This is a genomic window from Rhodococcus sp. IEGM 1381 (assembly GCF_030056795.1).
GTDB lineage: Bacteria > Actinomycetota > Actinomycetes > Mycobacteriales > Mycobacteriaceae > Rhodococcoides.
In genome coordinates this window covers 366251-390958 of record NZ_JASHKQ010000002.1, presented here as the reverse complement: position 1 = coordinate 390958, position 24708 = coordinate 366251, and the positions used below count along the sequence as shown (strand labels likewise).

The 24708-nt window shown below is 63.7% G+C and carries 25 protein-coding genes; 15 read left to right on the top strand and 10 right to left on the bottom strand.

The genetic code is table 11. The features are described from left to right. The first annotated feature begins 330 nt into the window (after positions 1 to 330). Positions 331 to 3267, top strand: a complete 2937-nt coding sequence (secA, locus tag QM797_RS11850) for a preprotein translocase subunit SecA (protein WP_283275755.1) — start codon at positions 331 to 333, stop codon at positions 3265 to 3267. A 32-nt stretch (positions 3268 to 3299) separates the two neighbouring features. Here the strand turns inward: secA and QM797_RS11845 are convergent, their stop codons facing one another. After that, positions 3300 to 3866, bottom strand: coding sequence for an Rv3235 family protein (locus tag QM797_RS11845; RefSeq protein ID WP_283275754.1), 567 nt, complete (start codon positions 3864 to 3866; stop codon positions 3300 to 3302). 197 nt (positions 3867 to 4063) lie between these two features. On the opposite strand from QM797_RS11845, the gene QM797_RS11840 reads away from it, so the two are divergent. From QM797_RS11840 to QM797_RS11820, 5 genes are all read left to right on the top strand, one after another. After that, entirely contained in the window at positions 4064 to 5509 is a 1446-nt protein-coding gene (locus QM797_RS11840) for a WS/DGAT/MGAT family O-acyltransferase (RefSeq protein WP_283275753.1), read from the top strand. A gap of 11 nt (positions 5510 to 5520) precedes the next feature. Next, on the top strand, positions 5521 to 6045 hold the full coding sequence (locus QM797_RS11835; protein WP_283275751.1) for a DUF6912 family protein: 525 nt from the start codon (positions 5521 to 5523) through the stop codon (positions 6043 to 6045). Between the two features lie 120 nt (positions 6046 to 6165). After that, a complete protein-coding gene (locus tag QM797_RS11830; protein WP_283275750.1) occupies positions 6166 to 7281 on the top strand; it encodes a ferredoxin reductase in 1116 nt (371 codons plus the stop codon). A 109-nt stretch (positions 7282 to 7390) separates the two neighbouring features. Next, on the top strand, positions 7391 to 8692 hold the full coding sequence (locus tag QM797_RS11825; RefSeq protein ID WP_283275749.1) for a fatty acid desaturase family protein: 1302 nt from the start codon (positions 7391 to 7393) through the stop codon (positions 8690 to 8692). A gap of 123 nt (positions 8693 to 8815) precedes the next feature. Further along, complete coding sequence (locus tag QM797_RS11820) at positions 8816 to 10066, top strand: fatty acid desaturase family protein (RefSeq protein ID WP_283275748.1); 1251 nt, start codon at positions 8816 to 8818, stop codon at positions 10064 to 10066. Positions 10067 to 10307: 241 nt separating this feature from the next. On the opposite strand, the gene QM797_RS11815 is transcribed toward QM797_RS11820, so the two are convergent. Further along, positions 10308 to 10877, bottom strand: coding sequence for a TetR/AcrR family transcriptional regulator (locus QM797_RS11815; RefSeq protein WP_283275747.1), 570 nt, complete (start codon positions 10875 to 10877; stop codon positions 10308 to 10310). 208 nt (positions 10878 to 11085) lie between these two features. On the opposite strand from QM797_RS11815, the gene QM797_RS11810 reads away from it, so the two are divergent. After that, complete coding sequence (locus tag QM797_RS11810) at positions 11086 to 11880, top strand: bacteriorhodopsin-like (protein ID WP_283275746.1); 795 nt, start codon at positions 11086 to 11088, stop codon at positions 11878 to 11880. Between the two features lie 9 nt (positions 11881 to 11889). Continuing rightward, complete coding sequence (locus QM797_RS11805) at positions 11890 to 13044, top strand: Brp/Blh family beta-carotene 15,15'-dioxygenase (protein ID WP_283275745.1); 1155 nt, start codon at positions 11890 to 11892, stop codon at positions 13042 to 13044. Here QM797_RS11805 and rsgA read toward each other — a convergent pair. From rsgA to ybaK, 3 genes are read right to left on the bottom strand one after another with little or no spacing between them, the layout of a single operon-like run. Then, positions 12968 to 14002 (bottom strand): ribosome small subunit-dependent GTPase A, encoded by a 1035-nt coding sequence (gene rsgA, locus QM797_RS11800; protein ID WP_283275743.1) that lies wholly within the window; start codon positions 14000 to 14002, stop codon positions 12968 to 12970. The genes QM797_RS11805 and rsgA overlap by 77 nt on opposite strands. After that, the gene (gene aroA / locus QM797_RS11795) at positions 13954 to 15270 is read right to left on the bottom strand and encodes a 3-phosphoshikimate 1-carboxyvinyltransferase (protein ID WP_283275741.1); all 1317 of its coding nucleotides are present in this window, start codon (positions 15268 to 15270) and stop codon (positions 13954 to 13956) included. The genes rsgA and aroA overlap by 49 nt, the downstream gene beginning before the upstream one ends. 6 nt (positions 15271 to 15276) lie before the next feature. Continuing rightward, positions 15277 to 15768, bottom strand: a complete 492-nt coding sequence (gene ybaK, locus QM797_RS11790) for a Cys-tRNA(Pro) deacylase (protein ID WP_283275739.1) — start codon at positions 15766 to 15768, stop codon at positions 15277 to 15279. A gap of 90 nt (positions 15769 to 15858) precedes the next feature. Here ybaK and QM797_RS11785 point away from each other — a divergent pair, with 90 nt between their 5' ends. Together QM797_RS11785 and rsrA are read left to right on the top strand one after the other, a co-directional pair. Further along, on the top strand, positions 15859 to 16641 hold the full coding sequence (locus QM797_RS11785; protein ID WP_269603453.1) for a sigma-70 family RNA polymerase sigma factor: 783 nt from the start codon (positions 15859 to 15861) through the stop codon (positions 16639 to 16641). Further along, a complete protein-coding gene (gene rsrA / locus QM797_RS11780) occupies positions 16638 to 16934 on the top strand; it encodes a mycothiol system anti-sigma-R factor (protein WP_283275738.1) in 297 nt (98 codons plus the stop codon). Before QM797_RS11785 ends, rsrA begins: the two co-directional genes overlap by 4 nt. Positions 16935 to 17036: 102 nt before the next feature. Here rsrA and QM797_RS26345 read toward each other — a convergent pair whose 3' ends face one another. Next, complete coding sequence (locus QM797_RS26345) at positions 17037 to 17111, bottom strand: 50S ribosomal protein bL37 (RefSeq protein ID WP_370878772.1); 75 nt, start codon at positions 17109 to 17111, stop codon at positions 17037 to 17039. Positions 17112 to 17230: 119 nt separating this feature from the next. Between QM797_RS26345 and QM797_RS11775 the strand changes: the two genes are divergently transcribed. Beyond that, on the top strand, positions 17231 to 17446 hold the full coding sequence (locus QM797_RS11775) for a biotin/lipoyl-binding carrier protein (RefSeq protein WP_283275737.1): 216 nt from the start codon (positions 17231 to 17233) through the stop codon (positions 17444 to 17446). A 21-nt stretch (positions 17447 to 17467) separates the two neighbouring features. Further along, entirely contained in the window at positions 17468 to 18946 is a 1479-nt protein-coding gene (locus QM797_RS11770) for a sensor histidine kinase (RefSeq protein WP_283275735.1), read from the top strand. Positions 18947 to 19058: 112 nt separating this feature from the next. Here the strand turns inward: QM797_RS11770 and QM797_RS11765 are convergent, their stop codons facing one another. Then, the gene (locus QM797_RS11765; RefSeq protein ID WP_032366305.1) at positions 19059 to 19313 is read right to left on the bottom strand and encodes a WhiB family transcriptional regulator; all 255 of its coding nucleotides are present in this window, start codon (positions 19311 to 19313) and stop codon (positions 19059 to 19061) included. 266 nt (positions 19314 to 19579) lie between these two features. Next, on the bottom strand, positions 19580 to 20533 hold the full coding sequence (locus QM797_RS11760) for a diacylglycerol/lipid kinase family protein (protein ID WP_283275732.1): 954 nt from the start codon (positions 20531 to 20533) through the stop codon (positions 19580 to 19582). 94 nt (positions 20534 to 20627) lie between these two features. Here QM797_RS11760 and QM797_RS11755 point away from each other — a divergent pair, with 94 nt between their 5' ends. Continuing rightward, positions 20628 to 21059 (top strand): hypothetical protein, encoded by a 432-nt coding sequence (locus QM797_RS11755; RefSeq protein ID WP_283275731.1) that lies wholly within the window; start codon positions 20628 to 20630, stop codon positions 21057 to 21059. A 10-nt stretch (positions 21060 to 21069) separates the two neighbouring features. On the opposite strand, the gene QM797_RS11750 is transcribed toward QM797_RS11755, so the two are convergent. Together QM797_RS11750 and QM797_RS11745 are read right to left on the bottom strand one after the other, a co-directional pair. Further along, positions 21070 to 21546, bottom strand: a complete 477-nt coding sequence (locus tag QM797_RS11750; protein WP_283275729.1) for a GNAT family N-acetyltransferase — start codon at positions 21544 to 21546, stop codon at positions 21070 to 21072. Next, positions 21543 to 22208, bottom strand: a complete 666-nt coding sequence (locus QM797_RS11745) for an acid phosphatase (protein WP_283275727.1) — start codon at positions 22206 to 22208, stop codon at positions 21543 to 21545. Before QM797_RS11745 ends, QM797_RS11750 begins: the two co-directional genes overlap by 4 nt. Positions 22209 to 22382: 174 nt before the next feature. Between QM797_RS11745 and QM797_RS11740 the strand changes: the two genes are divergently transcribed. Further along, on the top strand, positions 22383 to 23849 hold the full coding sequence (locus tag QM797_RS11740; RefSeq protein ID WP_283275726.1) for a DHA2 family efflux MFS transporter permease subunit: 1467 nt from the start codon (positions 22383 to 22385) through the stop codon (positions 23847 to 23849). Positions 23850 to 23908: 59 nt separating this feature from the next. Then, the gene (locus QM797_RS11735; RefSeq protein ID WP_032376913.1) at positions 23909 to 24703 is read left to right on the top strand and encodes a ParA family protein; all 795 of its coding nucleotides are present in this window, start codon (positions 23909 to 23911) and stop codon (positions 24701 to 24703) included. The last annotated feature ends 5 nt before the right edge of the window (positions 24704 to 24708 follow it).

The window sequence follows — 24708 nt, the reverse complement described above, 5'->3', positions numbered from 1 at the left end:
ATTCGTTCGCCGTCCGTGAAATCACATCACCACTGCAGGCTCGATGCCGGAGGATATGATCCCCACGTCGAGCCTGCAGTGCTGTATCGATGCCGTGTCGGTGTTGTCCGGATGGCGAACCCGGGATGTCCTACGACCGACACTCGGTTTGCCGCGCCCGCAGCGGCACCGCCTACCATGGACGCGTTCGGGTCACCCGCCGCGCAGATGCCGTGGTGATGGACCCGTGAGCTCGTACAGTGATGCAGTGTTGTTCGCAACGCAGCGTTGTTGGTGATGCAGTTGTTCGTGTCAGTACCCGTGAACCGAGGATCGAGGACGAGAAAGCCCGTGCCGTCGCTGTCGTTTTCCAAGCTGCTCCGTGTTGGTGAAGGTCGCATGGTCAAGCGGCTCAAGAACATCGCTGACCACGTCTCGACCCTGTCTCCCGACGTCGAGAGCCTTTCCGACGACGAATTGCGCGGCAAAACCGCGGAGTTCAGGGAGAGGTACTCCGCAGGGGAGAGCCTGGACCAGCTGTTGCCCGAGGCCTTCTCGGTTGCTCGTGAGGCGTCGTGGCGCGTTCTCTCGCAGAAGCACTTCGATGTTCAGGTGATGGGCGGTGCCGCTCTGCACTTCGGCAATATCGCCGAGATGAAGACCGGTGAGGGCAAGACACTGACCTGTGTTCTTCCCGCTTACCTCAACGCCATCTCGGGCGACGGTGTGCACGTGGTGACGGTCAACGACTATCTGGCCAAGCGTGACTCGGAGTGGATGGGCCGCGTCCATCGCTTCCTCGGAATGTCGGTCGACGTGATCCTCTCCGGTATGACGCCGGTCGAACGCCGCGCCGCGTACGCCGCCGACATCACCTACGGCACCAACAACGAGTTCGGGTTCGACTACCTGCGCGACAACATGACGCACTCGCTCGACGACCTCGTGCAGCGTGGGCACAACTTCGCCGTCGTCGACGAGGTCGACTCGATCCTCATCGACGAAGCTCGAACGCCGCTGATCATCTCGGGGCCGGCCGACGCGTCGAGCAAGTGGTACGGCGAGTTCGCCCGTATCGCGCCGATGTTGAAGGTGGACACCCACTACGAGGTCGACATTCGCAAGCGGACCATCGGCGTGCACGAGGCAGGCGTCGAATTGGTCGAGGATCAGCTCGGCATCGACAACCTGTACGAGGCCGCCAACTCGCCGCTGGTGAACTACCTGAACAACGCGATCAAGGCCAAAGAGCTCTACTCCAAGGACAAGGACTACATCGTCCGCGACGGCGAGGTCATCATCGTCGACGAGTTCACCGGTCGCATCCTGGTGGGACGCCGCTACAACGAAGGCATGCACCAGGCGATCGAGGCCAAGGAGAAGGTGGAGATCAAGGCCGAGAACCAGACTCTGGCCACGATCACACTGCAGAACTACTTCCGCCTGTACGACAAGCTCTCGGGCATGACCGGTACTGCCGAGACCGAGGCCGCAGAGCTGCATCAGATCTACGGTTTGGGCGTCATTCCGATTCCGACGAACCGTCCGATGGTCCGCGTGGACAACGGAGACCTGATCTACAAGACCGAAGAGGCCAAGTTCGACGCCGTGGTCGACGATGTGGTCGAGCGGCACGAGAAGGGTCAGCCGGTGCTCATCGGTACCACCAGCGTCGAGCGCTCGGAGTACCTGTCGAAGCAGTTCACCAAGCGGGGCGTGGCCCACAACGTGCTGAACGCGAAGTTCCACGAGCAGGAAGCGACCATCATCGCCGAGGCCGGTCGTCAGGGCGCGGTGACGGTCGCTACCAACATGGCCGGCCGCGGTACCGACGTCGTTCTCGGTGGCAACCCGGATATCCTCGCCGACCTGCAGCTGCGGAAGCAGGGCCTGGACCCGGTCGAGACCCCCGAGGAGTACGAGGCCGCGTGGGAGCCTGCTCTGGAGGAGGTCAAGGCGCAGGTCAAGGCCGACGCGGATACTGTTCGCGAGGCCGGTGGCCTGTACGTGCTCGGTACCGAGCGGCACGATTCGCGCCGTATCGACAACCAGCTTCGAGGCCGCTCCGGGCGTCAGGGTGATCCGGGAGAATCGCGTTTCTACCTGTCGCTGGGCGACGAGTTGATGCGTCGATTCAACGGCGGCGCACTCGAGTCGATCATGACCCGGCTCAACCTGCCCGACGATGTGCCGATCGAGGCCAAGATGGTGTCCAAGGCCATCAAGAGTGCGCAGACGCAGGTCGAGCAGCAGAACTTCGAGATTCGCAAGAACGTCCTCAAGTACGACGAGGTGATGAACCAGCAGCGAACCGTCATCTACGAGGAGCGGCGGCGCATCCTCGAGGGTGCCGACATGGAGGGGCAGGTCGAGGGGATGATCACCGACGTGATCACCGCCTACGTCGACGGTGGCACCGCTGAGGGGTATGTGGAGGACTGGGATCTCGAGCAGCTGTGGTCCGCACTCAAGACTCTGTACCCGGTCGGCCTGGAACACAAGGTTCTGGCAGGCGAGAACGAGGACGGCGAAAAGGGCGACCTGAGCCGCGACGAACTACGTGAGGCGCTGCTCGAGGACGCGCGGGCGGCTTACGCCAGCCGTGAAGCCGAGATCGACGGTATCGCCGGCGAGAACGGGATGCGCGAACTCGAGCGGAGAGTGCTGCTGTCCGTGCTCGACCGCAAGTGGCGTGAGCACCTCTACGAGATGGATTACCTCAAAGAGGGCATCGGCCTGCGTGCGATGGCGCAGCGCGACCCGCTGGTCGAGTATCAGCGCGAGGGCTATGACATGTTCCAGGGCATGCTCGACGGTCTGAAAGAGGAGTCGGTCGGCTTCCTGTTCAACCTGCAGGTCGAGGCGACGCCGGCTCCGACAGGACCTGCGGCCTCGGCAGGTCTCGCCGTGGCTCCGGGACTGGCCTCTCCGGTGGGTTCCGGCCGCCCGGCAACGACACCCGCCGCAGCACCCGCACCGACGGCTCCGGCACCGACGGCTCCGGCACCGACGGCTCCGGCACCCACTGCTCCGGCACCCACTGCTCCGGCACCTACCGCTCCTGCAGTGCCCTCGGCTCTGCGGGCGAAGGGTCTCGAAGAGCAGGAAGAGCAGAGATTGACCTTTTCCGGTCCGGCCGAGGGCGGCGGCACCGATGTCCGCCGATCGGGTGCGTCGGCCGGCGGCACTGAATCCACCGCCGATGGCACTCGCCGCGAGCGTCGCGAAGCGGCGAGGGCGCAGAGCAAGGCCCCGAAGAAGGCAGCTCGCTCCAAGCGCAAAAAGTAGGGGATCACGGTCGCCTCACCGCGAGGTGAGCCTCACCCCACTCGCAATGAGGTGACGGTCCACCCGGGACGGCGAGGATCGACTGCCAGTTCGATCCGGCCGGCGAAAGCGAACATTCGCGGTCCGCGGGTGTAGGAGCCGAATATTTCCGCGGAGACATCGGACTGGTACACGACGTGCACTCGGTGTACGGCGGCGAATCCGAGCCGTCTCCCCGGCGGTGGGTTCCGCACGATGGTTCGCACCAGGTCGATCATCGGGGTGGTGAACAACACAGAGAGTTGATCTGCACTGCGGCGGCGGTCGATCACTTCGATCAACATGCGCATCGCGCGGTCGGCCGACAACCGTGCGTCGGCGGGCACGACCGGCCGACCGGCCGGCTCGGCGCGACGTCGAGAACGGTTGCTGCGCACCGGCGTTCGGTGCACCACCGGCCTCGGCTCGGCGGCTGCCGCCGGATCCCACGTGTGGACGGTCGTGGACGAGAGCGGCGGCTCGAAGGGAGCGGCACGTGAGAGGAAGCAGTGCGGCTCGGCGGGTAGTCGGGGGCTCGGCCCGGTAATACTGGGGGTGTCGGGCGGTTCGTTCGATTCCATGACGCTCACACCGACATTGACGGTCCATGGCGGCGTTCGGTTCCCCGACGAACCAGGTCGATTCCCGCGACACGAGTCCTCGAACGACCCCGCGACCGGCGGTCGTCCGCCACGTACTCTAGGTTCGAGCCACACCGCGCGCTCGACCTACTCGAACGGGTGCGAACTCCACGCAAGGACGGAGACTGGAACACGCGATGGCGACCAGGCTGACAGCGCAGGATGCGTCGTTCTACTTTCTCGAGGCCAGTAGCAGTCCTATGCACCTCGGCTCGCTCGCAATCTTTCGAACCCCGCGCAGCGGCTTCAGTTACGAGCGTCTGCTGTCGTTGGTCGAACAGCGATTGGCGCTGGTTCCTCGGTATCGGCAGAAAGTTCGCGAAGTCGCCTTCGGGCTCGCCAGACCGGTATGGGTCGACGACGCGGATTTCGACATCACCTACCACATCCGGCGCTCGGCGCTTCCGAAGCCGGGTTCGGATGATCAGTTGCACGATCTGATTGCACGGCTGACCTCGCGACCCCTCGACCGCACTCGGCCACTGTGGGAGATGTATCTGGTCGAGGGACTGTCGAAGAACCGTTTCGCCATCTTCACCAAGTCCCACTCGGCGCTCGTCGACGGCGAGCACGCACTCGACATCGGTCAGGTCATCCTCGACGCGAGCAAGAATCCGCCGCCGGTTGCCGAGGAACTGTGGATGCCCGCTCGCGAGCCGAAGGATTCTGCCCTCGTCATCGACGCGCTGACCGAGTTGGTCGTGCGGCCGGGGGAGAGTCTCGAGTCTCTGCGTGGCGCAGTGAACGGTATGGCCGGTGTCGCGGGTGACGCGGTGCGTGCTGCGGCCAAGGTTGCGGCCTTGTTGCGCACCGCAACCCAGAGCGCTCCGTCGAGTCCGCTCAACGCTCCGATTTCGCGAAACCGCAGATTCGCGGTGGCCAAGACCGAGCTGTCGGACTATCGCAAGATCCATAATCGCTTCGGTTGCTCGATCAACGACGTGGTGCTCGCGGTCGTCACCGGCGCGCTGCGAAACTGGTTGCTTTCGAGAGGCGAACCCGTGACCGCCTCGTCGACGGTCCGGGCCATGGTGCCGATGTCGGTCTACGTCTCCGCCGATCGTGTCGGCTTCGGCGATGTGGGCGACAGGCCTGCCGAGCCGACCGAGGACGATCGCAGCGAGATCTCGTCCTTCCTCGTGGACCTGCCCGTCGGTGAATCGAACGCGGTGGTTCGGCTCTCGCACATCGCGCATGCCACCGAGGCGCACGCCCATCAGAGTCGCGGCGTCACCGCGCAGACGCTGATGCGCATCACCGGATTCGCGCCTGCGAGTCTGCACGCCATGGGCGCGCGGGCAGGCAGTCGACTGTCTCAGCGGGTGTTCAACCTGATCGTGACCAACGCTCCCGGACCGCAGTTTCCCCTCTACGTCGGCGGCGCACGCATGCTCGAGATGTATCCGGTCTCGCCGTTGTTCGAGAACCAGGCGATGAGTATCGGGTTGACGTCGTACGACGGTTTCGTGTTCTTCGGGCTCAATGCCGATCGAGGTGCCATGCCCGACGTTGACGTGGTGACGGCGTTGCTGCACGAGGCGTTGGAAGAATTGGTCGACGCGAGTAACGAATCGAGAGTGTGAGGTCTTCTGCAATGCGTGTCTACGTTCCAGCGACGCTGGAGTTCTTGAGAGTGTTGTCGGCGGACGGTGAATTCAGCCCGGTCTCGCGGACGGCGTTCGCGGTGACGCCGACTCTGCGTGAGGCATATTCCTCCGGCGACGACGAGGAACTGGCCGAGGTGGCGATGGGGGAGGCCGCTCGGGCCTCGCTGCGCTTGATCGCAGCGGCCGTCGACGACGAAGCCGACACCGGCACGGTCGCCGAGGGTGTGGTGTATCGGCGAGCGGTGATCGCAGCCGATGTGGAAGAACCCACCCTGCGACCCGATCTCGACGATGCCGTCGTCCGGTTGAAGGAGCCCCTACGGATGGATCAAGTCGCGTCGGTGCACGTCGATCTCGAAGGGGCCGAATCGGCAGTCGCCAAGGCTGCGGCGGCCGTCGATGCTGCCGACATGGGTGACGCCGACGCGGAGTTCGTCCTCGGAGACGCCGAGGATCACACGTTGGCGTGGTACGCCCCACAGGAGTTGCCGTTTCTCCTCGAACTGCTGTGATTTCGCTGTGATCGTCCCTGCGCCATTGCTGCGAAGGTGACCCTGACCCCGAACCTACGGTAGCGTAACCTCGATGGCCGGATGCGGCTCGGAGTCTCGATCGAGGGGATGGAACACCCGATGGATGTGAAGAAGTGGCTGGAAGCTCCTGCGGCCGACGTCTCGGCACCCAGGCGTCCCAGACTGAACATGGTGCGCGGTGCTTTCACCCGCATCACCACTCCCTTGTTGCCGGACGACTACCTGCATCTGGCGAACCCGTTGTGGTCGGCGCGTGAGTTGCGAGGCCGCATCGTGCGCGTGGAGCAGGAGACCGCGACCGCGGTGACGCTGGTGATCAGGCCTGGTTGGGGCTTCAATTTCGACTACAAGCCGGGTCAGTACATCGGAATCGGCTTGCACCTCGGCGGACGGTGGCACTGGCGGTCGTACTCGTTGACCTCGCCGCCGAACTGGGAAGACAAACTCATTTCCATCACGGTCAAGGCGATGCCCGAGGGCTTCCTGTCCTCGCACCTCGTCGGCGGCGTGCCGCAGGGAACAATTGTTCGCCTGGCCGCTCCGAAGGGAAATTTCGCACTGCCGGTTCCGCCGCCGAACAAGATCCTGTTCGTCACTGCGGGTAGCGGCATCACTCCGATCATCTCGATGCTGCGGGCACTGGATCGACACGGGGACATGCCCGACACGGTGCACATCCACTCGGCTCCCACCGAGGACGAGGTCATGTTCGCCGCGGAACTTTCCGCGTTGGAGAAATCTCATCCCAACTTCACCTCCCATGTGCAGCTGACGCGATCCGACGGCAAGTTCGCGCTGGCCTCGCTCGACGAGTTGTACCCCGATTGGCGGACGCGCGACACCTGGGCCTGTGGCCCCGCGGCTCTCCTCGAAGAGATCGAGAAGACCTGGAAGCGCGAGGGCATCGAGGACAGACTTCACCTCGAGAGGTTCGAGATCTCCAGAGCCGATACCTCCGGTGCAGGCGGCACCGTGACGTTCTCCAAATCGGACAAGAACGTTGCTGTCGACGGGGCCACGAGCCTGCTCGAAGCCGGCGAGAGTCTCGGCGTTCAGATGCCGTTCGGCTGCCGGATGGGTATTTGCCAGACATGTGTGGTGCCGTTGACTTCGGGGCATGTAATAGACCTGCGGTCGGGTAAGGAACACAGCGAGGGTGACCGCGTACAAACGTGCATTTCCGCTGCTGCAGGCAACTGCACATTGGAACTGTAGGTCTGTTTCTCGCACACGACCTTCTCAGGCCGCTCGGTTACGCTGACGTAGGTTGCCCACGCCGAAACCCGATATTTCGGGCTCTGTACACAACTGTTGGAGGACCCCGGTGGCCATCACCGACATCAAAGAGTTCGCTCACCTCAGCGAAGAGGACATGGAAGCGTTCGGTCGTGAACTGGACGCTGTTCGTCGAGACGTCGAGGACAGTCGCGGCGAGCGAGATGCTGCGTACATTCGCCGCACCATCCGTTTGCAGCGACTGCTGGAACTCGGCGGTCGTGCAGTGCTGCTCGGCAGTAAGTACCGGCCGGCTTGGATTGCCGGCACGGCGATGCTCAGTGTCGCGAAGATCATCGAAAACATGGAACTCGGGCACAATGTGATGCACGGGCAGTGGGACTGGATGAACGACCCGGAGATCCATTCCGTGTCGTGGGAGTGGGACCAGACCGGGCCGTCCGAGCAGTGGAAACGCGCCCACAACTACTCGCACCACACGTATACCAACATCGTCGGTATGGACGACGACATCGGCTTCGGCATCCTGCGGATGACCCGAGACGAGCCGTGGAAGCCGATCAACCTGATTCAGCCGCTCGCCAACATCGTGCTGGCCACCACGTTCGAGTGGGGCATCGCGTTGCACGATTACGACGCTCAGAAGCAGTTGGACGGCGAGGACGAGAAGGGTCTGTTCAAGTCACCCGCGAGCCGCGCTTTCGCGCGCAAGATCGCCAAGCAGGTCGGCAAGGACTTCGTCCTGTTCCCGGCGATGTCCGGCCCGGCGTGGAAATCCACGTTGACCGCCAATGCCACGGCCAACCTGGTCCGCAACCTGTGGGCCTACGCGGTGATCTTCTGCGGTCACTTCCCGGACGGTGCAGAGAAGTTCACGATCGGGCAGTTCGAGACCGAGACGCGTCCCGAGTGGTACTTGCGCCAGATGCTGGGCAGTGCGAACTTCGAGGCCGGTCCGGTCATGGCCTTCATGAGTGGCAACTTGTGCTATCAGATCGAGCACCACATGTTCCCGGATCTGCCGAGCAACCGGTACTCGGAGATAGCCGAGAAGGTGCACGCCCTGTGCGAGAAGTACGACCTGCCGTACACGACCGGATCGCTCGGAAAGCAGTACCTGCTTGCTCTGCGGACCATCCACAAGCTGTCGCTGCCCGACAAGTGGTTGCGCGCCACGTCCGACGACGCTCCCGAAACATCGTCCGAGCGGCGATGGCGGGTGGGCGATTCGCCCGCCGTTCACGCCCTGAGGATCGACCCGCTCACCGGACAGCGCCGAGGCTTGCGCTCGGCCATGCAGGAGGCGCGCGTGACCTTGCGCAACGCCAAGAAGGAAGCCAAGCGTCAGGCGAAGGCTCTTCGTCGTTCGGGCGACCGCGTTCGATTGTGAATCGTCACACAGATTTCCGCCCGTAACCTACGGAACCGTAAGTTACGGTACGGTAGGTGACGGAATTGCACACGGCCTGATTATGCGAGCTGTGTGTCCACGACTGCCAGGAGGTTGTTTCCCATGGCGATTACGGACGTCAAAGAATACGCGCATCTGACCGATGCCGACATCGAAACGTTGGGCCACGAACTCGACGCCATCCGACGCGACATCGAGGCATCCCGCGGCGAACGCGACGCCCGGTATGTCAAGAACACGATCCGCCTGCAGCGCTCCCTCGATATCGGCGGCAGAGCTGTGCTGTTCGCCAGCCGCCGCCGTCCGGCGTGGCTGGTCGGAACTGCCATGCTCGGGGTCGCCAAGATCATCGAGAACATGGAACTGGGCCACAACGTCATGCACGGCCAGTGGGACTGGATGAACGACCCCGAGATCCACTCCACTTCGTGGGAGTGGGACAACACGGGGCCGTCGGCGCACTGGAAGCAGACGCACAACTACATCCACCACAAGTACACGAATATCCTGGGCATGGACGACGATGTGGGCTACGGCCTGCTTCGGGTCACCCGAGACCAGCGATGGAAGCCGTTCAACCTCGGCAACCCCGTCTACAACCTGCTGCTGCAACTGTTCTTCGAATACGGCGTAGCGTTGCAGCACCTCGAACTGGGGAAGGTCGCCAAGGGACGCGTGCCGCGCGAGGAGTTCGAGCAGAAGCGGCGCGAGGTTCTCGAGAAGGTCGGCAAGCAGATCGGCAAGGATTACATCCTGCATCCGCTGCTGACCGGTCCTGCCTGGAAGAGCACGTTGACCGCGAACATCGTCGCCAACATGATGCGCAACGTGTGGACCAACACGGTCATCTTCTGCGGTCACTTCCCGGACGGTGCCGAAAAATTCACCAAGTCCGACATGGAAGGCGAGACACAGGGGCAGTGGTACCTGCGTCAGATGCTCGGCAGCGCGAACTTCAATGCCGGTCCCGTCATGGAGTTCATGAGTGGCAACCTGTGCTACCAGATCGAGCACCACCTGTTCCCCGACCTTCCCAGTAATCGACTGCGCGAGATCAAGGTTCGGGTTCTCGAGCTCGCCGAGAAGTACGACCTGCCGTACACGACCGGTTCGATCGTGCACCAGTACTTCCTGTCGTGGCGCACCATCGCGAAGCTGTCGCTGCCCAACAAGTACTTGAAGGCAACAAGCGACGACGCCCCCGAGACCGCGTCGGAGCGTAAGTGGGCCGATGCTCCCGCCGGTCTGTTCACCGTCGACCCGGAGACCGGTAAGCGTCGCGGTCTACGCACCGCAATCGCAGAAACCAAGAAGCGCAAGGGAATTCGCAAGCTTGTCGGTTCCGCCGCGTAAGCACTCTCGATCGCGAGCAAGCCTGGTCGCAGTCGACTCCTCCAACGAGTCGGTTGCTACCAGGCTTCGTTCGTTCGATCGGCTTCGAGAAGTAGGCGGACCGACGACGACACCTTCCGAGGGCGTTGCCCGTTCTGTCGGGTTAGCCTGCCCCTTTGGTGAATTGACGCGATGACATCATCGCCGGCAACGTGCGGTCGTCGACCTGCGTCCCATGGCGGGTTTTCGGCGCGGAGGCCCGTCAGTCGCTGCGGACGATCATGTCCACGGCCGCCTCGATGACGTCGTCGCTCGGGACGGTGTCGAACATCAGCGACGGGCAGGCGACCACGCCGGCGAGCATGGAGATGGCCGCTTCCAATTGTGGTCCTTGGAAGGACTTTTCGAGCATCTGCCGGACTGGACGCTGCGCATTGGTGTTGATGGCGTCCCGCAGTCGACTCACGGTTTCGACGCTCGCCCACTGGGACATGGCAATGAGCACGCGATCGAGCCGCAGCTCGATCACTGCGTGGCGAAACAACTTCAATTCGGCGATCAAGTCGATCCGCAGGTCGCCGGTGGCCTCGTGGTGAGGCATGTCCCCCATGGCATCGAGTGCGACGAGCACGAGGTCGATTTTGGAAGGCCAATGTGAGTACAGGGTCGTCTTGGAGTACCCGGCGATCTCGGCTACTCGGGCGTGGGTCAATGCGTCCGAACCCTCTTGGGTGAGAACCGCCAAAGCGCTACGCGCGACGTCCGCTCGGGTGCGGGCTACCCGCGAGTCGGCGGGCACCGTGAGCTGCTCGAGCTTCTGACCGAATGCCATGTGTGGTTCACCTCGCCTCACGTGTGAAGCGGCTGAATATACGCCGCTGCGTTCAAAATAGCTGATGTACAGAAAGATCAGTTCTGGATTGATTAATCACTAGTGAACTTATAGTTCAGTACAGTACGGTTAGTTCGTCCGGTAAGTAACACGCGCTCAAAGGTGAGAGATGATTCCCGAGGAACTAACTCAGTCACAGTTCGACACGGTGTACAACTTTTTGTCCCTGGTCATCGCCGCGCAGTTGTTCGGTTCGCTGTTCCTGCTCGCAGCTCAGCCACGGGTGCTTGCGCGGTATCGCCAGGCCCTGGTTATCTCTGCGATCGTGTGTGGCATCGCTGCGTACCACTACTTCCGCATCTTCGAATCCTTCAAGTCCGCGTTCGTCACCGACGCCCAAGGTGGGCGCGGAACGTACGTGCAGGCGGTGGGCGAGTCCTTCAACGAGGGGTATCGCTACGTCGACTGGTTGCTCACGGTCCCGCTGCTGCTGACCGAGCTCATCGTCGTTCTGGCACTCGCCAAGAAGCTGCAGGCTTCGTTGCTCTACCGACTGATTCCGGCGTCTGCTCTGATGATCGCACTGGGCTACCCGGGTGAGATCAGTGCTGACAACACCATTCGAAACGTCTTCGGATTGCTGTCCACCATCCCGTTCCTTTACATCCTCTACGTGCTCTTCGTAGAGCTGACGCGTTCGCTCGACCGGCAGCCCCCGGCAGTGCGGCAAACCGTCAGTCGGATGAGGATTCTTCTCCTGGCCACCTGGGGTGTGTACCCGATCGCATACATCATCCCGCTGTACTTCTCGGACGCCGGAGCCACGGCATGGGTTGCGAAGCAGGGTGGATACTCGATCGCCGACATCCTTGCAAAGGTGCTGTACGGCCTGTTGATCTACAAGATCGCTCGCCTGAAGTCCTTCGCCGATGACCCCGATTTCGCGGCGCGGGAAAATGAGCTCGAAGTTCGGCCCGCGTCGGCCGGGACGAACGGCTCGTAGCGCACGATCGTGAGTGTCACGAAACAATCGGGCGACTCGACGACAAGCACCACCGCCCCGCTGCTGACTGCTGCGACATGGTCGCGGTGGTTGGTGGTGGGGACGGTGGTGATGTCGTGCGGCCACATGTTCGGGCTGCCCGCCATCACCGCGCCGGTGGCGTTGGTTGTCGCGGGCCTGGCTTTCCTCGCAGGTATCCCGCACGGGGCGATCGACCATCTGATGGCAAAGCGATTGTCGGGGGGTACCCCGCTACTGGCGGTAGCCGCGGTCTACGTGGGCGCGGCTGCCGCAGCATGGGCACTGCTGCAATGGGTCGGTCCGATCGCCTTGGTCGCGGCCGTGCTGTTCAGCGCGGTGCATTTCGGATTGGGAGAACTCGAGGTCTCCCGGTTGCTGACAGCGTGGCGGCCACGACGGATTCCGGCTGCTGCGATCGTCGTAGCGGGCTCCGGTGCTCTCGTGTTGCCGCTGGCGCGTTCGGGCGATCAGCTCCTTCGAGTGGCGACAGCTGTTTCGCCGGAGTTGGCCGTCCTCATTTCGGCTGCGCCGGTTCAGACAGCACTGTTGTCGACATGGTGCGTTGCGGCGTCCGTCGCAGTGGCCGCCGCCCTGCGGTCGGGTCATCGAACCGTGGCGCTCGACGTCGTGCTCATCGGTGCACTGGGGATGGCGGCGCCACCGTTGGTGGCCTTTGCGGTCTGGTTCGGGTGCTGGCACGCGCTGCGCCACACCGCCCGATTGTTGACGGTCGAGCCCGGCTGCGCCGCACTCCTCGGCGATGGTCGGGGGCGAGCGGCGACCTGGCGGCTGGTTCGGCTTTCCGCAGTGCCGTCGCTGGCGGCGTTGACAGCGGTGCTCGCCCTCGGCTGGTTCACCGTTGCGTCACCGAACCCGACGACGATGGTGGCCGAAGTGCTGCGCCTCCTGCTCGCGCTCACCGTGCCGCACATGGTGGTGGTCTGGTGGCTCGATTCTGTACCTTTTCGGCGGGTGCACGGGCCCGGCGCACAACCGGCTGCCGCACCGTCACCATCGAAGTTCCAACGCAGACTTCGACCGCTGCCGAATCCCTACCTGTCCATAGCTACCAAGCGTCGTTCGTTCGAACGGCCTCGAGGAGTAGGCGAACTGCCGCGACGCGACGGGCCGCGTCTCCGGTGAGGGAGTCGAGCGCACATTCGGGATCGGCCGGAGGGCCGAGGTGGGTGCACCCACGTGGGCAGTCTTCGATCGTGTCGGCCAGATCGGAGAACGCGGCGACGACGTTCTCCGGTGAGATGTGCGCCAGTCCGAACGACCGGATACCCGGAGTGTCGACTACCCAGCCGCCGCCCGGCAGCGGTAGTGCCACCGACTGAGTCGAGGTGTGTCGGCCCTTTCCGACGCCCGAGACCACCCCGGTGGCCCGATAGGCATCGGGAACCAATCTGTTGACGAGCGTGGATTTTCCGACGCCTGAGTGGCCGATGAGGGCGGTCACCTCGTTCGTCAGCATCGCGGTCAATTCGGTGAGGTCCTCGGACTGGCCTGCCAACACCACAGGGACATCGAGATCGGCGAACGCTGCGGTGAAGTCCTCGGGGGCGGCCAAGTCGCTCTTCGTCAGGCACAGTACGGGTTCGAGCCCACCGACGTAGGCAGCGACCAGCGCTCGTTCTACGAAACCGGTGCGCGGCGGCGGGTCTGCGAGTGCCGCCACGATGAGCAACCTGTCTGCATTGGCCACCACGACGCGCTCGAACGGGTCGGTGTCGTCCGCGGTGCGCCGCAGGACCGTGCGGCGTTCGGCCACGCGCACGATACGAGCCAGGGTGTCGACCTTGCCCGACAGGTCTCCCACTATGTCGACTTCGTCGCCCACCACGATCGGGGTCCGGCCCAGCTCGCGGGCGCGCATCGTCACGACCGGTCGGGTAGGGTCGCCGCCGAGCACACAGCCCCATCGTCCTCGGTCGACCGAGACGACCATTCCTGCTTCGGCGTCGTTGTGTTCGGGTCGAGTCTTGGTGCGTGGGCGAGAACTCTTGCCCGGTCGAATGCGGACGTCGGATTCGTCGTATCGACGGGCGGTCAGGAGCCGACCTCGCTCGATGCGGTAGTGGACAGCATTGCGTCCCAAAGCTTCTCGAAGCCCGGAAGGGTCTTGGCCGTGGTTCCGATGTCGTCGACCACGACGCCGGGTACGCGTAATCCGACGATGGCACCGGCCGTGGCCATTCGGTGGTCGGCGTAGGCGCGCCAGCTGCCGCCGTGCAGCGGTGCCGGATCGATCCTGATGCCGTCGTCGGTCTCCGCTGCACGCCCACCGAGCCGGACGATTTCCGTGGTGAGCGCCGCGAGTCGGTCGGTCTCGTGACCACGCAGGTGAGCGATTCCACGAAGAATCGACGGTCCCTCGGCGAGGGCTGCGAGCGCCGCGACCGTCGGTGTCAGCTCGCCGACATCGTGGAGATCGAAGTCTATGCCGCGCAACGTATCCGGACCCTCCACCGTCAGGGTGCCGGCAGTCAGATCGACCCGAGCGCCCATCAGCGCGAGGATCTCGCGGATCGCGTCACCGGGCTGGGTGGTCGACTGCGGCCAATTCGGAACGCGCACTCTGCCTCTCGTGACTGCTGCAGCGGCCAGGAACGGCGTGGCATTGGACAGATCCGGCTCGATGATCCACTCGATCGGTGTGATCGGACCCGGGTACACACGCCAGGTGTTCGCGTCACCACCGGATTCGGGAGTGTCCACGCGCACTCCGGCTCGCCTCAACATTTCCACGGTCATGTCGATGTGCGGCATGGACGGAACGGGCTTACCGGTGTGGTGGATCTCGATTCCCTCGTCGAAAGCCGCCGCCGAGAGCATCAGACCGGAGACGAACTGCGAGGATCCCGAGGCGTCGATCTCGACGGATCCGCCGCGCAGTGACCCCGTACCGCGCATCGTGAACGGAAGCGCGCTGCCGCCGATCTCGGCACCCACGGCGCGCAGTGCGTCGAGGATCGTGTCGAGAGGGCGGATGCGTGCCTGCTCGTCGCCGTCGAACGACACTTCGCCATCGGCGAGTGCAGCGAGAGGCGGCACGAAGCGCATGACGGTACCTGCCAGCCCGCAGTCCACCGATCCGCCGTGCAGCGGTGCCGGGGTGACTCTCAATGTCGTCTTGTCGTCGACTGCGGCGGTGATCTCGATCCCCAGAGTCGTCAGAGCGTCGATCATGAGGTCGGTGTCACGGCTGCGTAGTGCACCGGTGATCGTCGACGGGCCGGATGCGAGGGAGGCGATGATCAGTGCGCGATTGGTGATGGATTTCGATCCGGGCAGAGTGACTGTCGCATCGACGGGTGCGGCCGCGACGGGTGCTGTCCAATTGCTCACGCGTCCATCTTCGCTCATTCGCGATCAGCGCGCGGCGATGGGAGCGGTTGTGGCGAGGGTGAGCCGGACGAGGTCGGCCGGGGCGAGTTCGATTTCGAGGCCGCGGCGGCCTGCGCTGCACAGAATCGTCTCGAACTTCAGAGCGGAGTCGTCGATCGCTGTGGGCAGAGATCGGCGTTGCCCCAGAGGTGAAATTCCACCGAAGACGTAGCCGGAGGAACGTTCAGCGGCAGCCCTGTCGGCCATTGCAATCTTTCTGGTGGACAGAGCGGTCGCCGCGGCCTTGAGTGAGAGCATCCCTGTGACAGGGACGATCGCGACGGCGAGTGACCGGTCCGCCCGTTCGACGATCAGGGTCTTGAAAACTTGTTCCGGTCTGACCCCGAGTCGATCGACGAGTACCTGCGCCGCCTCCTCGCCGAAGGATTGCGCTCTCGGATCGTGGTCGTACGTATGTACGACGTGCGCCACCTTTCGCGCGGTGAGCAGCGCGAGAGCGGGGGTCGACGCAGCCATCCGCTGAACTCTAGTTCCGGCGCGGGAACACGGCGGCGGCGACCTGTGTTGTGTAACCACAGATACGGATGCAGGCGGAAGGAATGACGAATGGCAGTGCTGACCGCGGGACGTCCCCTCGCGTTGAAGGGGGTGATCTCTTCGCAGAAGTCGACTTCGGGCGCGGTAGCCTGGGCGGTGGAAGCTATCGAAGGGATCAGCGTGACAGAAGCCAGCAATCCCGTCGCTCCAGTAGACGACGAGAAGGCGATCGCGGAGCAGAGGGCAGCCGAGACCGGTGTGCAGTTGACCGAGCGCTTCGAGCGCGACGCGCTGCCGATGCTCGATCAGCTCTACGGCGCGGCGTTGCGGATGACGCGAAACCCCGCCGACGCCGAGGACCTGGTTCAGGAAACGTTCGTGAAGGCCTACTCGGCTTTCCGGTCGTTCCGTGAGGGTACGAACCTGAAGGCCTGGCTGTACCGGATCCTCACCAACACTTACATCAACTCCTACCGCAAGAAGCAGCGCCAGCCCGCTCAGTACCCCACCGACGAGATCAGCGACTGGCAGCTCGCTGCGACCGCCGAGCACACGTCGACAGGACTGCGCTCCGCCGAGGTGGAGGCGCTGGACGCGTTGCCGGACGACGACATCAAAGCGGCGTTGCAGTCCCTTCCCGAAGAGTTTCGGATGGCCGTCTACTACGCCGATGTAGAAGGCTTTCCGTACAAGGAGATCGCCGAGATCATGGGAACTCCTATCGGAACAGTGATGTCGCGTCTGCACCGCGGACGCAAACAACTGCGCGGACTGCTGGCCGATGTGGCACGTGAGCGTGGATTCAACCGGGACGGCGCAGTCGACCGGCACGAGCAGGAGGTAGTCCAGTGACGGGCACCGGAAACACAGACGGAGACGAGCAGTTCGAGCGACTCGACTGCTCGGCAGTCATCGCGGACGTGTGGATCATGCTCGACAACGAGTGTGACGAGGCCAGCCGGACGCGACTGCAGAGGCACATCGACGAGTGCGGGTCGTGCTTCGAGGCCTACGGAATCGAAGAGAAGGTCAAGAGACTGATCTCGCGCAAATGTGGAGGAGACCAGGCTCCGGCCGGTCTCCGTGAACGGCTCAGCATCGAGATCCGACGGACCGTGCTCACTCGGCAAATCGACTCCGAGTAGCCGACGACGGGGCGAAAGAAGACGGGTCGAACGAATACAGGGCGAACGACGAGGGGCCGAGAAGCAACTGCTTCTCGGCCCCTCGCGGCTTGTGGCAAACCGTCAGCTGTTCGGACGTTTGCCGTGGTTGGCCTTGTTGCCCTTACGAGCACGCTTCTTACGTCCACGCTTTCCCATGATGGGCTCCTCTCGTTTGTTCACTACAGTCTCCCACGTGTGATTGGCTTACTGTGACGGGCCTGGTCTCCGGTGGGTGTCCAGCGCAGTTCGTGGTGACGTGAGAGAGGGGTTCGCCGATGTCCGAGGACGTTCGCGCGGAGATGGTGTCCACGGTGTTTCAGGTGGTCGTAACCCGAGGCGACGCGGTCGAGGTGGGTGACACCCTGGTGATCCTGGAGTCGATGAAGATGGAAATTCCGGTGCTGGCCGAGACGGCGGGCACGGTCACGTCCGTGGACGTGGCCGTCGGCGACGTCATTCAACAAGGCGACCTCATCGCCGTCGTATCCTGAGCCACGGCCGACCGATATCTCGTGTCGACCCTCAGTGACCTGTTGGCCGAACACACCGACCTCCCGGGCGTTGCGGTCGACCACCTGCAACGTGTCGTGGGGGAGTGGCAGCTCTTGGCCGACCTCTCGTTCGCGGACGTGCTGTTGTGGGTCGGTACCGACGACGTGTCCAGCGGAACCGCCGACGTGCTGTGCGTTGCCCAGTGTCGGCCGACCACTGCGCCGACGGTGTTCACCCACGACATCGTGGGCACGGCGATCTCGGAGTCCGAGCATCCTGACGTGATGATTGCACTGCAGCAGCAGGAGATCGTGCACGGAGGCGTACTGACGCGAAGCGAGGCCATCCCGGTGCGCTGCGGCGAGCACGTGATCGCGGTGCTCACGCGTGACACCAACCCGGCGCAGCTTCGACCGCCCAGTGCGCTCGAGGTGGCCTACCGTGAATGCGCCGACGATCTGTGTCTGATGATCAGCGAAGGAACGTTTCCCACACCGGAGGAGCGCACCGACGTGAACTCGTCTCCCCGAGCAGGCGACGGGTTCATTCGCGTGGACACCGAGGGCAGGGTGGACTACGCGAGCCCCAACGCTCTTTCGGCCTACCACCGGATGGGACTGACGACGGAACTGTCCGGCCGAGACCTCGCGTCGGTCACTCGATCGCTGGTCACCGACCCGTTCGACTCGCAAGAGGTTGCCGACCACATTCGGTCGTCCCTCAGTGGCAATGTAGGCCATCGTATGGAGGTCGATGCCCGCGGTGCCACCGTCCTCGTGCGCACTCTGGCGCTGCAGCCCCGTGGGCGGTCGGCAGGTGCTGCAGTGCTCGTCCGTGATGTCACGGAGGTGAAGCGACGCGATCGTGCCCTGCTCAGCAAGGACGCGACCATTCGGGAGATCCATCATCGAGTGAAGAACAACCTGCAGACCGTCGCGGCCCTGCTCCGGCTGCAGTCTCGTCGACTGGAGAACGAGGAAGCACGCACAGCGCTGGCGGAATCGGTCCGTCGGGTGACGTCCATCGCGGTGGTACACGAAATGTTGTCGATGTCGGTGGACGAGGAAGTTGACCTCGACGAGATCGTCGACCGCTTGGTGCCGATAATGCTCGACATCGCGACGGTCAATCCGCGGGTCCGGGTAGCACGCGAAGGCAAGCTCGGAGTCTTCTCGGCAGAGCGAGCAACACCGCTGGTGATGGTGCTGACCGAATTGGTACAGAACGCGATGGAGCACGGTTTCGACGCCGGATCTGCCGGAGTGGTGAGAATCAGCGCCGATCGCTCCGCGAAATGGCTGGACGTGGTCATCCACGACGACGGGCGTGGGTTACCGAGCGGGTTCTCGCTGGAGCGCTCGGACGGGCTCGGCCTACAGATCGTTCGCACCTTGGTGTCGGTGGAGCTGAACGGATCGCTCGGCCTACATCCTGCAGCGGGTGGGGGGACGGACGCGATGCTCAGGGTTCCATTGGGACGACGCGTTCCGAGACCATGATGGAAGACTCGATGAACAGTGCGTTACGTTGTCCCGACGCCACAGGACACAGAAAAGCCCGGTAGTCGCGTATGCGAGTACCGGGCTTTTCCGCGTTGTCGTGTAGTACGTCCTAGACGGAGCTACGTGCGCGCGTACGTGCGTTGCGTCGCTTGAGTGCACGGCGCTCGTCCTCACTCATTGCGCCCCATACTCCTGCGTCCTGGCCGGATTCGAGTGCCCAGGACAGGCATTCAGCGGTGACGGGGCACCGAGTACAGACGACTTTGGCATCGGCGATCTGCGCGAGCGCCGGACCACTGTTTCCCACCGGGAAAAATAGTTCCGGATCTTCATCGCGACAAATTGCCTTGTGGCGCCAGTCCATCCTCTGCTCCTTACCGGGCGCCGAAGCGCCGTTTCGTTTCTCTTCTGTTCACGAGTGGGTAACCAATGTTTCCGCACTGTTGCTTGTGAATGCTTTCACGAACTCAGGTGAAGTCAAGGGATACGCGCGTGACCGTGGTCAAGCTCACTCTGTTAGGCTCGCTTTAGCCTTCTGCGCTCCTTTGTACCCCGAGCGGCCGGATTTCGCTCGTTTTTTCGCAGGAGACTGTCGTCCTGGCATCTCTGTGCACTAGAAACGACCGCGTATCACCTGGTCGGAGCGACAACTTCCAACGCGTCGGGCGTGGCGAAGAACTCAGCTTCCGTACGTTCGCCCAAGTAGTCACCATCCATTTGCAACCCGACCGGCTCCGTGGAAGAAATTCGGACACTTGGAACGTCATCGATGCGAATCAGCTTGCGAGACTTGGGTTCTGCGCCCTTGGTCAGCATCTGACGAGACACCCGCAGTGTGGGGAACAGGGCAGTCGAGCGCATGCCGAACACTCCGAGACCCGAATCGAAACCGGTGCCCGGATTGGTGTGCACCGGCCGCTCGTTCATGTACGTCCACGGACTCGAATTCGAGACGAACGCGTAGTGCACCTCGTCGAACGGCTCCTGCCCGGGAACCTCCACCGTCAAGCGGGCAGGACGCCGCTTGAGCTTGAAGAATTCCTGAACCGCCGATCGAACGTACCGGGTCGCCGATACCGGCTTTCCATCCTTACGACCGGCATCGATCGCCCGACACACTTCCGCATCCCAACCCATGCCCGCATTGAACGTGAACCATCGGTTGTCGCAGTGTCCCAACCCGATCGTCCGCCGAGCTCGCGCATCGAGCAGGCCGATCAACTGATTCGTCGCCGCGACCGGATCGGCCGCGATACCGAGGGACCGCGCGAACACGTTCGCACTGCCGCCGGGAACGACGGCGAGCGGCGGAATGGCACCGATCGTCACCGCCTGCATCGACGTCGGCAACGGCACTCCGAGCAAACCGTTGATGACCTCGTTGACCGTGCCGTCACCGCCGTGCACGATCACCAGACCCATCCCGTCCTCACGGGCACTCCGCGCGAGCTCGGACGCATGATCACGATGAGTCGTCTGCGCAACGGTCACCCGCACCCGACTGGACAACGCATGGGCCAGCAGATCCCGAGCCGCAGCCGTCGTAGAAGTCGCATTGGGGTTGACGATCAACAGCGCACGCACGAGAACCAACACTATCGGGACCGTTCCGCAGGCTTCACTCCCGCCTGGAGTGGGTCGTTCCACACGCTCCACTCTCGGGTCCTAGGCTGGTCGCGTGCCCACATCGACACCCGAGAACCTCAGTCCGCCGGCCACCTTCCGATCCGCCGGGGTCCTCGTCGCAGCACAGGGCGCGGCCTCCTTGATTGCCGCGTTCGTTCTACTCGTTCGGGCGGTCTCCGGAGAAGGAGACAACGCTGTCGCCAACGGGTACGGCACCGCCGGGTGGTTCGGCGTACTGGGTGTCGGAGTCGGGGCTGCGGGCGTCGCCCTCATCCTCGGCAAACGCTGGGGCAGGGCCATCGCCACCGTCGTGCAGCTGCTGCTGCTGCCCGTCGTCTGGTCGTTGTTGACCGGATCGCACCAGACCGTCTACGGCGTCGTTCTCGGCATCGTGGTGATCGCTGTGCTCGTTCTGCTGTTCAGCCCGCCCTCATCGCGGTGGATGGCAGCCGAATACAGCGACGTCGACGACGAGCTCGGCTGAACCGGACCGGTCACCGCGCCGTCGCGGCCAACTCGGCCAACGCATCCTCGGTCAACCGGAACGTGGTCCACTCGTCCTGCGGCTGCGCACCCAACGATCGGTAGAAGCCGATCGACGGGGTATTCCAGTCCAGCACCGACCAGGTCATCCGCGTGTAGTCGTGGGCGACGCACTCGGCAGCCAACGCGGCGAGCAATCCTCTTCCGAAGCCTCCTCCGCGCGCGGCGGGCTGCACGTAGAGGTCCTCCAGATAGATACCGTTGACACCGTCCCACGTAGAGAAGTTCAGGAACCAGAGTGCGCACCCCACCACGACCCCCTCCTGCTCGGCGACGTGCGCGAACACCGACGGCTGGGCACCGAACAGCGCACGACGAAGGTGCTCGTCGCGAACGGTGCACAGAGACGACGACTTCTCGTACTCAGCGAGCTCGTGGACCAAACCGGTTATGGCGGGAACATCGGCCTCGGTGGCGCGGCGGATCATCGACTGCCTTCCTTCCGAGTGGACGCTGCGGTCAGGATCGACGGGTGCACGTTGTGGGCGACGAGCTGGCGGAACGAATGCTCGAAACCGAGAAGCGAATACGCGGCAGGCGAGAGTGCAAACCGCTTGCCCTCGGTGATCGGAGCCTCGGTCCAGCCGGCGATGAGTGCGCGGGAGAAGTGGCCGTGACCGACCAACACGACGTCACGATCACTCAGCAACGGTAGGACGACCGAGAGCACCAGCTCTACCCGCACGGCGATGTCACCGATCGACTCTCCACCGGGACAGGGATGCGTCCACACGGTCCAGTGCGGAACCGTCTCGTGGATCTGCGTCGACGTAGTGCCCTCGTAGTCGCCGTAGTCCCACTCCGACAACGCATCCCACGTTCGGTCGACATGCAGGCCCGCCAGGTCGGCGGTTCTACGGGCGCGCTCCCTCGGACTCGAGATCACCAAGGGATCGCGCAACTTCAGCAGGTGCAGCAGTGACCCGGCGTCGACGGCCTGTTGCTCGCCGACGGTCGTGAGAGGGACGTCGGTGCTTCCGGTGTGTTTACCGGCCAGGGCCCATTCGGTCTCCCCGTGCCGCAGGAGGACAACTCTGCCGGCCTCGACGCCGCCGTGTGTGGTCATGGAGACGATCATGCCTGTAGCCATGATGTGGCCTTTGTCATAGGCACCCTGGATATATGTCCGAAAATTCCATTGAGCACAGCCATACCGGACGGCTACCCTCACTTGAATCTTCGCCGCCGCCGCACGCCACCGCTGCGACCCCCTGCGTGCGGCCTCGGCACGCCTCGTAGCTTTCGACCACCGATCTGGAGAACCATGACCGACCTGAGCAAGCCCGCGGCGACCGAGGCACCGCAGAAGCTCGACGGAGCGCTGTTGAAAATTGCCGGCGTCGTGGTACTCGGCGCGATCATGTCCATCCTCGACGTCACCGTCGTCAGCGTCGCTCTCCGGACATTCACCGACGTGTTCGACACGACGTATGCCAACGCCGCGTGGACGATGACGGGCTACACGCTCGCGCTCGCAACCGTCATACCGCTGACCGGGTGGGCCGCCGATCGTTTCGGAACCAAACGCCTCTACATCACCGCGCTCGTGCTGTTCGTGCTCGGTTCGGTGCTGTGCAGCTTCGCCTGGGACATCACCTCGCTCATCGTGTTCCGAGTGCTGCAAGGGCTCGGGGGCGGAATGCTGATGCCGCTGGGCATGACGATCATGACCCGCGCTGCCGGTCCCGAGCGCATCGGCCGAGTGATGGCCGTGCTGGGTGTTCCCATGCTCATCGGGCCCATCGCAGGCCCCATTCTCGGCGGCTGGCTGATCGAGGCAGCGAGCTGGCACTGGATCTTCCTGATCAACCTGCCGATCGGCATCGTTGCGCTCGTTGCCGCTGTGGCCATCTTCCCCAAGGACAATCCGACTCCGTCCGAATCCTTCGACTTCCGCGGCATGCTGATGCTCTCGCCGGGTCTGGCACTGTTTCTCTACGGCGCGTCCTCGGTCGTCGAAACCGAAACCGTCCTTGCCGTGAAGGTGCTGGCTCCGGTCCTCGTCGGCCTGGTGTTGATCGTCCTGTTCGTCTTCCACGCACTCCGTGTGGAGCACCCGCTGATCGATTTGCGACTGTTCAGGAACCGATCGCTGTCCGTGGCCGTGATCACCACGACGCTGTTCATGGTGGCCTTCATGGGCGCGGGTCTGCTGTTCCCGAGCTATTTCCTGCTTCGCGGCGAAACGACGTTGACCGCCGGGCTGCTGCTTGCCCCGCAGGGCATCGGCGCGATGATCGCGATGCCGATCGCGGGGGTGATCGCCGACAAGACCGGCCCCGGCAGAATCGTGCTCGTGGGCATGGTGCTCATCACCGCGGGTATGGCGGTGTTCACTCAGGTGGGTACAAGCACGTCCTACACGGTGCTGATCGGCGCCCTGTTCGTGATGGGACTCGGCCTCGGTTCGACGATGATGCCGATCATGACGGCGGCCCTGCAGACGCTGACCGACGAAACCGTCGCGCGCGGCTCCACCTTGATGAACATCGTTCAGCAGGCCGCCGGCTCGATCGGTACCGCCCTGATGTCAGTGGTGCTGACAGCTCAGCAGAAGCCCGCACTGACCGCCACCGACCAGGCCGATGCGTTCGACATCTCGGCCAGAGCTTTCGGTACCACCTTCATGGTTGCCTTGGTTCTGATCGTCGCCACGTTCGTACCCGCGTTCTTCCTGCCCCGAACCAAGCACGTGAGCGAGGGGTCGGCGGCACCGATCGTCCTGCACTGACGCGCCCGAGAGGTGCCGAACTCTCGCTCATCCGCAGAATGTAGGCAAGGATCAAAGCCGTGACGACAATTCTTGCGGTAGCGAATCAGAAGGGCGGCGTGGCCAAGACCACCACGGTGGCCTCGCTCGCAGCAGCGCTGCACGCGCTCGATCGACGCGTCCTGGTGGTCGACCTCGACCCGCAAGGCTGCCTGACGTTCTCTCTGGGGCACAACCCCGACAAGCTCGATTCCTCCGTACACGAGGTGTTGACCGGGGACGCCAAGGTGGAGGATGTGCTGATCGAAACGGCGGAAGGAATCGTCCTGTTGCCGGCTACGATCGATCTCGCCGGTGCCGAAGCGCTACTGCTGATGCGGGCGGGTCGCGAATTCGCACTCAAGCGCGCGCTCGCTCCCATTCTCGACGACTTCGACGTCGTTGTCATCGATTGCCCGCCGTCGCTGGGGGTACTGACCCTCAACGGACTCACTGCCGCGCAGTCGGTGTTGGTACCTCTGCAGTGCGAAACCCTCGCCCATCGGGGAGTGGGGCAGCTGTTGCGAACCGTGTCCGAGGTGCAGCAGATCACCAACCCCGACCTGACGCTGCTCGGTGCGCTCCCCACATTGTTCGATGCTCGCACCACCCACAGCAGGGACGTGCTGGGCGATGTCTCCGACCGATATTCGCTCCCGGTCCTCGCGCCGCCGATCCCGCGGACCGTTCGCTTCGCCGAGGCCAGCGCGTCGGGCGCGACGGTGCTGTCGGGACGAAAGAACAAGGGCGCGCAGGCGTATCGAGAACTCGCCGAGAACCTACTGGCGCACTGGAACGACGGAGCCGAGCTGAAGACCTACGATCCGGCTGTATAGCACCA

Coding starts and splice junctions, on each gene's coding strand:
- QM797_RS11845 (WP_283275754.1), bottom strand. CDS start 3,866: ATGGAATCGAACGAACCGCCCGACACCCCCAGTATTACCGGGCCGAGC.
- QM797_RS11840 (WP_283275753.1), top strand. CDS start 4,064: ATGGCGACCAGGCTGACAGCGCAGGATGCGTCGTTCTACTTTCTCGAG.
- QM797_RS11835 (WP_283275751.1), top strand. CDS start 5,521: ATGCGTGTCTACGTTCCAGCGACGCTGGAGTTCTTGAGAGTGTTGTCG.
- QM797_RS11830 (WP_283275750.1), top strand. CDS start 6,166: ATGGATGTGAAGAAGTGGCTGGAAGCTCCTGCGGCCGACGTCTCGGCA.
- QM797_RS11820 (WP_283275748.1), top strand. CDS start 8,816: ATGGCGATTACGGACGTCAAAGAATACGCGCATCTGACCGATGCCGAC.
- QM797_RS11815 (WP_283275747.1), bottom strand. CDS start 10,877: ATGGCATTCGGTCAGAAGCTCGAGCAGCTCACGGTGCCCGCCGACTCG.
- aroA (WP_283275741.1), bottom strand. CDS start 15,270: ATGAGCGAAGATGGACGCGTGAGCAATTGGACAGCACCCGTCGCGGCC.
- ybaK (WP_283275739.1), bottom strand. CDS start 15,768: ATGGCTGCGTCGACCCCCGCTCTCGCGCTGCTCACCGCGCGAAAGGTG.
- QM797_RS11785 (WP_269603453.1), top strand. CDS start 15,859: ATGGCAGTGCTGACCGCGGGACGTCCCCTCGCGTTGAAGGGGGTGATC.
- QM797_RS11775 (WP_283275737.1), top strand. CDS start 17,231: ATGTCCGAGGACGTTCGCGCGGAGATGGTGTCCACGGTGTTTCAGGTG.
- QM797_RS11765 (WP_032366305.1), bottom strand. CDS start 19,313: ATGGACTGGCGCCACAAGGCAATTTGTCGCGATGAAGATCCGGAACTA.
- QM797_RS11750 (WP_283275729.1), bottom strand. CDS start 21,546: ATGATCCGCCGCGCCACCGAGGCCGATGTTCCCGCCATAACCGGTTTG.
- QM797_RS11745 (WP_283275727.1), bottom strand. CDS start 22,208: ATGGCTACAGGCATGATCGTCTCCATGACCACACACGGCGGCGTCGAG.
- QM797_RS11740 (WP_283275726.1), top strand. CDS start 22,383: ATGACCGACCTGAGCAAGCCCGCGGCGACCGAGGCACCGCAGAAGCTC.